The following is a 7,672-nucleotide window of genomic DNA, read 5'->3' on the forward strand; positions in this document are numbered from 1 at the left end:
CGAGGCCCAGGGCGGCCGCGCGCCATGCTGGCCTTCGGCGCCCTGTGGGGGACCGTGCCCTGGCCCGGCGAGCCCTTCGATCCGCACGCCCTGGAGCAGGTCTATCGCGGCGCGTCCAGGATGGTCGGCGTCCTTCCCGTCGGCGCCCGGCCCGGCTCGCCGGATCGCCTGGCGACCTTCTTCTGGAGCCTGAAGGCCGACGCCTACCCGGTCTGGCGCGAGGCCGGGCTGGAGCCCTGGAAGGCCGAGGTGCTGGGGCTGTGGCCCGAGGTCGCTCCGGTCCTCGACGCCCTCCGGGACCCCGACGACCTGACCCTGGCGCGCTACGGCCACCACACCCTGGCCCGGCCGTTCGGGGAGAAGCTGGCGATCATCGGCGACGCCGCCCATTCCACCAGTCCACAGTTGGGGCAGGGGGTCAACATGGGCCTGCTGGACGCCCTGGCGCTGGCGGAGGCGCTGGAGACCCACGGCGACCTGTCGCGCGCGCTGCCGGCCTACGCCTCGGCGCGCCGCTGGCACCTGCGGCTCTATCAGGCGCTCAGCCTGGGCTTCACGCCCTTCTATCAGGCGGACGGGCGGCTGTTGCCCTGGGTCCGCGACCACATCCTGGGCAAGGTCGCGCGCCTGCCGTTCGCGCCGCGGCTGCTGGCCGCCACCGTGTCCGGTCTTCTGTTGGACCCGCGCCCTCGCGGCTGAACCGGACGGCGTCCCGTTCGTTCTGAAAGCTCAGCCATAAGGAGCCCTCCATGCGGACCCTGATCCCGGCCGCCGCCCTGGCCGTCCTTGTCACCGCCTGCGGTCAGAGCCCGACGCCTCCGGCGGAGGACGGCCAACCTCGGCGGCGTCGCCCTCCGAACCCGCCGCCCCCGGCGCTCCCGCCTTCGCCGTCCTCTATCCCGGCGCCTCGCCCAAGGGTCCGGCCGTCGCCGGCCAGAGCCCGGCCGGCCCCGGCGGCATGCTGGAGTTCACCACGGACGCCACCCCGGACCAGGTCGTCGCCTTCTATCGCCAGCGCGCGGAGGCCGCGGGTCTCAAGTCCATCAACGCCCTGAACCGCGAGGACGCGCGGGCCTATGCGGCCGGCGACGGCGCCGACGGCTCGGGCAAGCTGCTGAACGTCATCGCCACCCCGGTGGACGGCGGCGCCACCGACGTCCTGCTGACCTGGTCCAACGGCCGGTGAGGGGGACGGCCGCCCTGGCGGCCTGCGGCTTCCTGGGCGCCTGCGCGACCCTGGGCGGATCGGACGCACCCCTGCCGGTCCAGGGCTATCTGGACGAGTCGGTGATCCGGGCCCTCGCCGAGGCCGCCCCTCCCTCCATCGCCGGGATCGCGCCTGATGCGGCCGCGACTGGCGTGGATCCCGGAACCGACCGCTGGTGGCTGGCGACGGCCCACGCCGAGTTGCGCGCCCCCGAAGCGGCCCAGCATTTCGACTGCGTCCTGGGCGCGCGGATGGCGCAGAGGCCCCGCCCCGCCCTGACCCGGCTAATGAACCGACTGCTGACCGACGCCGACACCCTGACCAAGTTGACGGCGGAGCGAGCCCGCGCCGCGGCCCGTCGCCATGGGCTTGCAGCCCTGTCAGCGGATCAACGACGCCATGCGCGACAGCCCGTCCTGGCCGGCTGGCGGAGCCGTCGCGGGCGCCGCCTATGGCGAGCTCTTCGCCGCCCTCGCGCCGGATCGCGCGCCGACGCCGCCGAATGGGACGCGAGATCGGGCGCAGCCGGGCGATCTGCCGGATGAACTGGCCGACGGACGTCGAGGCGGGCGTCGGCCTGGGCGTCAGCCTGTACGCGGCCGAAGTCCGCTCCCCCGCTTCTCAGCGGATGTCGAAGCGGCGCGGATCGAGGTGGCGGCCGCCCGGGCCGAGGGGCTGACGAACCCGTCGTGCGCCGCCGAGCGCCGGGCGCTGGGCCTCAGGCCGGACGCGGGCTGACCAACGATCCGTACAGATCCGTGCGCCGGTCGCGGAAGAAGCCCCAGGCGGCGCGGTGCCGGTCGATGTAGTCCAGGTCGAAGGTGTGGACGAGCACGCCCTCGTCGTCGCGGCCCAGGCTCTCGACCAGGTCGCCCCGATGGTCGGCGATGAAGGAGGAGCCATAGAACACCTGACCCGCCTCGGTCACCTGCTCATGACCGGTGCGGTTGGCCCCCACGACCGGAACGACGTTCGAGACGGCGTGACCCTGCATCGCGCGGCGCCACGGCTCGGCGGTGTCCAGTTCCTTATCGTGCGGCTCCGAGCCGATGGCGGTCGGATAGAACAGCACCTCGGCGCCCTGCAGCATCATCGCCCGCGCGGTCTCCGGGTACCACTGGTCCCAGCAGATGCCGACGCCGAACCGGCCGAAGCGGGTGTCCCAGACCTTAAAGCCCGTGTCGCCCGGCCGGAAGTAGTACTTCTCTTGATAGCCGGGCCCGTCGGGGATGTGGCTCTTGCGATAGACGCCCATCAGCGAGCCGTCCGCGTCGATCATCACCAGCGAGTTGAAGTAGTGCGGCCCCTCGCGCTCGAAGATCGACACGGGGATGACCACGCCCAGCTCGGCGGCGACGGGCTGCAGGGCCGTCACGCACGGATGCTCCCGCCACGGCCAGGCGGTCGCGAACCACTTCTCTTCCTGGCTGACGCAGAAGTACGGACCCTGGAACAGCTCCGAGGGCAGGATCACCTGCGCGCCCCGGGCGGCGGCCTCGCGGATGAAGCCGACGGTCTTGGCGATGTTGGCGTCCATGTCATCGCCGTACGAGGTCTGGATCGCGGCGACGGAGATCGTTCTCGGATCTGGACGGGCCATCACGCGGGCTCCTGCTGGGAGATGCAGTGGAATGAGCCGCCGCCCGAAAGGATCGCGATCGACGGCAGCGGGATGATCTCCCGGTCCGGGAAGACGGTCTTCAGGCCTTGGCAGGCCAGGTCTGCGGCGCGGTCGTCGCCGTAGGTCGGCACGATCACCGCCCCGTTGGCGATCAGGAAATTCATGTGGCTGGCGGGAACCGGCTTCTCGTCCTCGTCGCCCACGAAGCCCGGCGAGGGTAGGCGCAGCACCTGGATCAGCCGACCGTCGGCGTCCGTCATCTCCGACAGAGCCCTGGCCACGGCGTCATAGACCTCGTCGTTCGGATCGCCCCGGCCCCAGGCGACCGGGCAGGCCACGACGCCCGGCGCGACGAAGCGGGCCAGGTTGTCGACGTGGCCGTCGGTGTGGTCGTTCAGCAGGCCGTCGCCCAGCCACAGCACCTTGCGCGCGCCCAACGAGGCCGCCAGGGCGGCTTGCGCCTTGTCCTCGGTCCAGCCGGCGTTGCGGTTGGGGTTCAGCAGGCACTGGCGGGTGGTCAGGATGGTCCCCTGCCCGTCATGGTCCAGAGCGCCGCCTTCCAGGATGAAGTCGTTGCGGTCCAGAGGGACGTTGGAAGCCTCGCCGATCTGGGTCGCGACCGTGTCGTCGTGTTCGAGTTCGTACTTGCCGCCCCAGCCGTTGAACCGGAAGGCGGCGGCCCGCGCCGAGCCCGCGCCGAAGATCGGGCCGGTGTCCCGCAGCCAGATGTCGCCGAAGCGGCCGTCGATCACTTCGACGCCCTCGACCCCGGCGAAGCGGGCGCGGGCGTCCTCGAAGGCCTCGGGCTTGCCGACCATCAGCTTGACGCGTTCCCGGCAGGGACCGCCAGCGCGCGCACCAGGGCCTCGACCTCGGCCTGCGCGGGCTCGAGATTGTCTTCCCACAGCTCGCCATGGCTGGGCCAGCCGACCCACATCGCGCGGTGCGGCGACCATTCGGCGGGAACGACGGTCTGGTTCATGGGACGGCTCCTACAGCCACGCGTGCGGCCGCGCCAGATGGGGCCTGCAAGCCTCGCGTTCAAGCGACGCCTTGAAACGAAGAAGGGCGGCCCGCGAACGGACCGCCCTCTCCGAACCTCGTTGAGGCTGGTCTTAGAACTTCACGCCGACGCTGATCTGAGCGGTCCGGGGCGAACCGATCGAGTAGGTGCGGACCTGACCGCCGCGCAGGGGCACGACCGGGTTCGGGTTCACCACCGTCGCCAGGGCGTTGTTGCCCGTCGAGATGTTGCCCAGGTAGTCCTCGTCGAACAGGTTGTTGACGTTCAGCTGGATGAAGGCGTCGCGGACGATGGTGTTCGGCAGGTTGTAGCGAACGTCCAGGTCGGCGACGACATAGCTCGGGGCGATCTCGTCGTTGACGTCCGTGGCGAAGCGGTCACCCACGTACTTGGCCTGCAGGCCGACCGACAGGTCTTCGGTGACGTCCCAGTCGATGCGGCCGCCGAAGGTCCAGTCGGGGGTCTCGACGACGGTCTTGCCCTTGGTCGGCAGGTACTGCTGATAGACCGTGCCGGCGATGGTCGTCGTGCCCAGGAACAGGTCTTCCTGCAGCTCGCTCTCGTTGTACGAGGCCGACAGGTTGACGACGAAGTTGTCGGTGAAGGCGTAGCCGACCTGCGCGTCGATGCCCTGCTGCTTCACGGCGCCGACGTTGCGGTCGACGGTGAAGTCGAAGGTCGGCGACGTCGGGTCGTTATCCCGCGACGAGACGATCCGGTTCTCGAACTCGGTGTACCACAGGGCCACCTGGGCGATCGCGCCGCCTTGGCGGAAGCGGTAGCCGAGGTCGTAGGTCTTGGTGGTTTCCGGCTGCACGGCCGTGAAGTCGATCTCGGTCGAGCCCGCGTTGCGGACCGGCTGGTACAGGTTGTCCGTCCGCGGCACCGACATGCCTTCGGCGTAGCTGGCGTAGACGCTGTGGCCCTCGCCGAAGCGGTAGACGATGCCGGCGTTCGGCAGGACATCGTCGTACTTCAGAGTGGCTTCGTACGGCGGGATGTAGACGGCCGAACCGGTCGAGGCGAAGGTCACGTTGCCGTTGGCCAGGGTCGTCGCCGGAGTCTCGGTGGTGCAGCGAACCGTCGACGTGCCGTTCTGCGAGTAGCAGTACTGGTTCAGCTGGCGTTCGAAGAACGGCGCGCGGACGCCGATGTTGATCGTCAGCGCGTCATCCATGAAGTCGCCGATGTATTCGACGGCGACCTGGTTCAGCTGGGCGATCGAGAAGCGGTCGCGGCCCCGCAGGAACGAACCGTCGCGGCCGATGATGCGGGCGCCGTCGTCACCCCAGCGCTCCTGGCCGCCGAACACGTTCGCCGGCTCGCTGTCGCGGCCCGTGCGGACCCACTCGCCGGTTTGGCGGTGACGACCGTAGTCCAGGGTGTAGGCGGCGCGCACGCGGTGGGACTCGTTGATGTCCCAGATCAGCGAGCTGGTGATGCCGTAGCGGTGGGTGTTGGTGTTGTTCGGCGTGTAGAGACCGACGTTGTCGCAGCTGTCGCCGTCGCCGTTCAGGTCGACGCCCGTGCGGTTGACCGCCACGGCGGCGCACTGGGCCGGCGTGGTGATCGTCGCGTTGTTCGTCGTGTTCTGGTCCAGCCGGTCGTCGCGCTCGCTGACCAGGGTGTAACCGCCGCCGTTGGCGATGGTGTACTGGAACGACGGGTCGAAGGTGAAGCGCAGGCTGTCAGTGAGGCCGTAGCTGAACTGGCCGCGGATGTTGCCCGTGTTGGACGGGTTGATCCGGACGCCGTGGTAGTTGGTACAGCTCGTGTTGTTCAGCACCGAGCCATCCGAGCGGATCGCCGTCGCCTGGTTGCTTTCGTTCTGCACCGTCCCGTCGACGCCGACCGGACGGATGCAGGCGATGTCGTTCTCGAGGTAGTTGCCGGCGTCGAACTGCGCGCGGTTGATGAAGTTGTTGTAGAAGTCGTTGCGGTTCTCGTTCCAGTGGAACGCGACGCTGGCGAAGTTCCCGTTGCCGCCCAGGTCCTGGTACAGCTTGCCGTTGTACTGAATCTTCTGCAGCTCGCCCGGGCCCTTGAACTTGTCATACTCGGTCGCCGAATAGGCCAGCCAAGCGGTGGTGCCCCACGGGCCGAAGGCGCCGGTGTCGAAGCGGCCGAAGATGCGGCGATAGTTGTGCTCGCCGAGCGAGACGCGCACCTCTCCGCCCATCTCTTCCAGCGGACGGACCGAGATGTAGTTGATCGTGCCGCCGGTGGCCGAGGCCGTCGGGCTGTCGACGTCGGTCGTGCCCTGGTTGACCGAGGCGCGCTGGATCAGTTCCGAATCCAGCTGCTGGTTGGTGTAGGCGGCGTAGTTGCCGGTGTCGTTCAGCGGCATGCCGTCGAAGGTCAGCGACACGCGGTTGCCGTCGAAGCCGCGCAGGCGGATGTTGCCGCCCGAGTTGCCGTAGGGGTCCGAGTTCACGAAGTTCAGGCCCGGAACCAGGTTCAGGGTCTGCAGAATGGACTGACCCGGGGTCTGGGTGGCGATGTATTCCTGCCCGATGCTGGACCGGGTCTTGGCGACGGTTTCGGCGACGATGACGCCTTCCAGGTTCGCCGGGGCGCGCGAGCCGGTCACCACGATGGTGTCCAGTTCGGTCGAGCCTTCCGTGGCGACCGTGCCCGTCGACTGGGCCGAAGCGGCGCCGGCGAGAAGCAGGCCGCTGAAGAGGGCGCTGGTCGCCCAGAACACGCGCTTGCGGTTCGTCATTGTCATCTATCCCCGATGATGTGGGCGAAGGCGCCCGCCGGCCGGCTTGGGCCGGTCGAAAAATCACGCTCCCCTTAGGCGTGACGTCGGAAAGTGGGACGACACTGATGTGACAGTGATATGACAGTCGAGCGGGGTGGCGTGCGGGACACACCCGTTTTGCGTATCAAGGTTGTGGACGATTTCAGGCTGCGGCCTCACCCCACACAGCGCGCAGCCGCTGGGCTCGTCCACAGAAACGGCTGTATCCGCCGTAGCGGACCGGATTGCGGCGGGCGAAGTCCTGATGATGCGCCTCTGCAGGCCAGAACCGGACCGCGGCGCGGACGGGGGTGACGAACCGTTCGCTCAGGCGGGCCGCGGCGGCGCGGCGCGAGGCGTCTGCAGCGGGTCGCTGCGCCGCGGTGGCGAACACCGCCGTGCCGTACGAGGCGCCCCTGTCGCAGAACTGACCGTTCGCGTCGGTGGGATCAATCGTCAGCCAGAACCGGTCCACCAGCCGGCGGTACGAAACGCGCGACGGGTCGAAGGTCACCTGCACGGCCTCCAGATGCCCGGTGCCGCCGGCCACGACCTGTTCGTAGCTGGGCCGGACCGTATGGCCGCCGGCGAAGCCGGAGACCGCCGACACCACGCCCGGAATGCGCTCGAAATTCGCCTCCACCGACCAGAAGCAGCCGCCGGCGAAGACCGCGGTCTCGCGCCGGCCGCTATCGGTCGCCTGCGCCTGGGACGCGCTCTCCGCCCGATCGCCCGCCGAGCAGGCCGCAGCGGTGAAGATGAACACGACGGCGAGAGGTCGGCGAAGCATGACGGCGTCCTTCGGCGTGGATAGCTTGAGATCACTACGCGGGATCCGCCCGTCGGTTTCATGACCCGCAAAGCAAAACCGCCGGTCCCTTTGGGGACCGGCGGCTCTGTCTTGGCTTTGGCCTGCCGGCCTCGGCCTGGTTGAGGCCGAGGGCTCGGTGTCGGATCGCTTCCGGGTTTAGCGGAAGTTGATGCCGACGGTGGCGCGACGGTTCAGCGGCTCGCGAACGCCGTCGGCGGTCGGGCGGGCCAGCTGGGTTTCGCCCTTGCCGTCCAGCGAGATCACGC

6 protein-coding genes and 1 pseudogene are annotated in these 7,672 nt (G+C 69.3%); 3 read left to right on the forward strand and 4 right to left on the reverse strand.

Translation table 11 applies throughout. The features are described 5' to 3' along the window. From AC2W7C_RS10725 to AC2W7C_RS10735, 3 genes are all read left to right on the forward strand, one after another. Window positions 1-699: FAD-dependent oxidoreductase (locus AC2W7C_RS10725; RefSeq protein ID WP_486001436.1), on the forward strand; the 699-nt coding region annotated here is incomplete at its 5' end. Between the two features lie 259 nt (window positions 700-958). After that, complete coding sequence (locus AC2W7C_RS10730; RefSeq protein WP_486001437.1) at window positions 959-1,186, forward strand: hypothetical protein; 228 nt, start codon at window positions 959-961, stop codon at window positions 1,184-1,186. Beyond that, on the forward strand, window positions 1,183-1,752 hold the full coding sequence (locus tag AC2W7C_RS10735; RefSeq protein ID WP_486001438.1) for a hypothetical protein: 570 nt from the start codon (window positions 1,183-1,185) through the stop codon (window positions 1,750-1,752). Before AC2W7C_RS10730 ends, AC2W7C_RS10735 begins: the two co-directional genes overlap by 4 nt. Before the next feature lie 173 nt (window positions 1,753-1,925). Here AC2W7C_RS10735 and aguB read toward each other — a convergent pair whose 3' ends face one another. From aguB to msrA, 4 genes and pseudogenes are all read right to left on the reverse strand, one after another. Next, window positions 1,926-2,807, reverse strand: coding sequence for an N-carbamoylputrescine amidase (gene aguB / locus AC2W7C_RS10740; protein ID WP_486001439.1), 882 nt, complete (start codon window positions 2,805-2,807; stop codon window positions 1,926-1,928). After that, window positions 2,807-3,765: pseudogene (locus tag AC2W7C_RS10745) on the reverse strand (agmatine deiminase family protein). Before AC2W7C_RS10745 ends, aguB begins: the two are co-directional and overlap by 1 nt. Window positions 3,766-3,943: 178 nt before the next feature. After that, window positions 3,944-6,574: a TonB-dependent receptor gene (locus AC2W7C_RS10750; protein WP_486001440.1), complete on the reverse strand. Its 2,631-nt coding sequence runs from the start codon at window positions 6,572-6,574 to the stop codon at window positions 3,944-3,946. 184 nt (window positions 6,575-6,758) lie between these two features. Then, window positions 6,759-7,385, reverse strand: a complete 627-nt coding sequence (msrA, locus tag AC2W7C_RS10755; protein WP_486001441.1) for a peptide-methionine (S)-S-oxide reductase MsrA — start codon at window positions 7,383-7,385, stop codon at window positions 6,759-6,761. Window positions 7,386-7,672: the final 287 nt, after the last annotated feature.

Source organism: Brevundimonas sp. CURTG3B2_SDJG, from assembly GCF_057364705.1.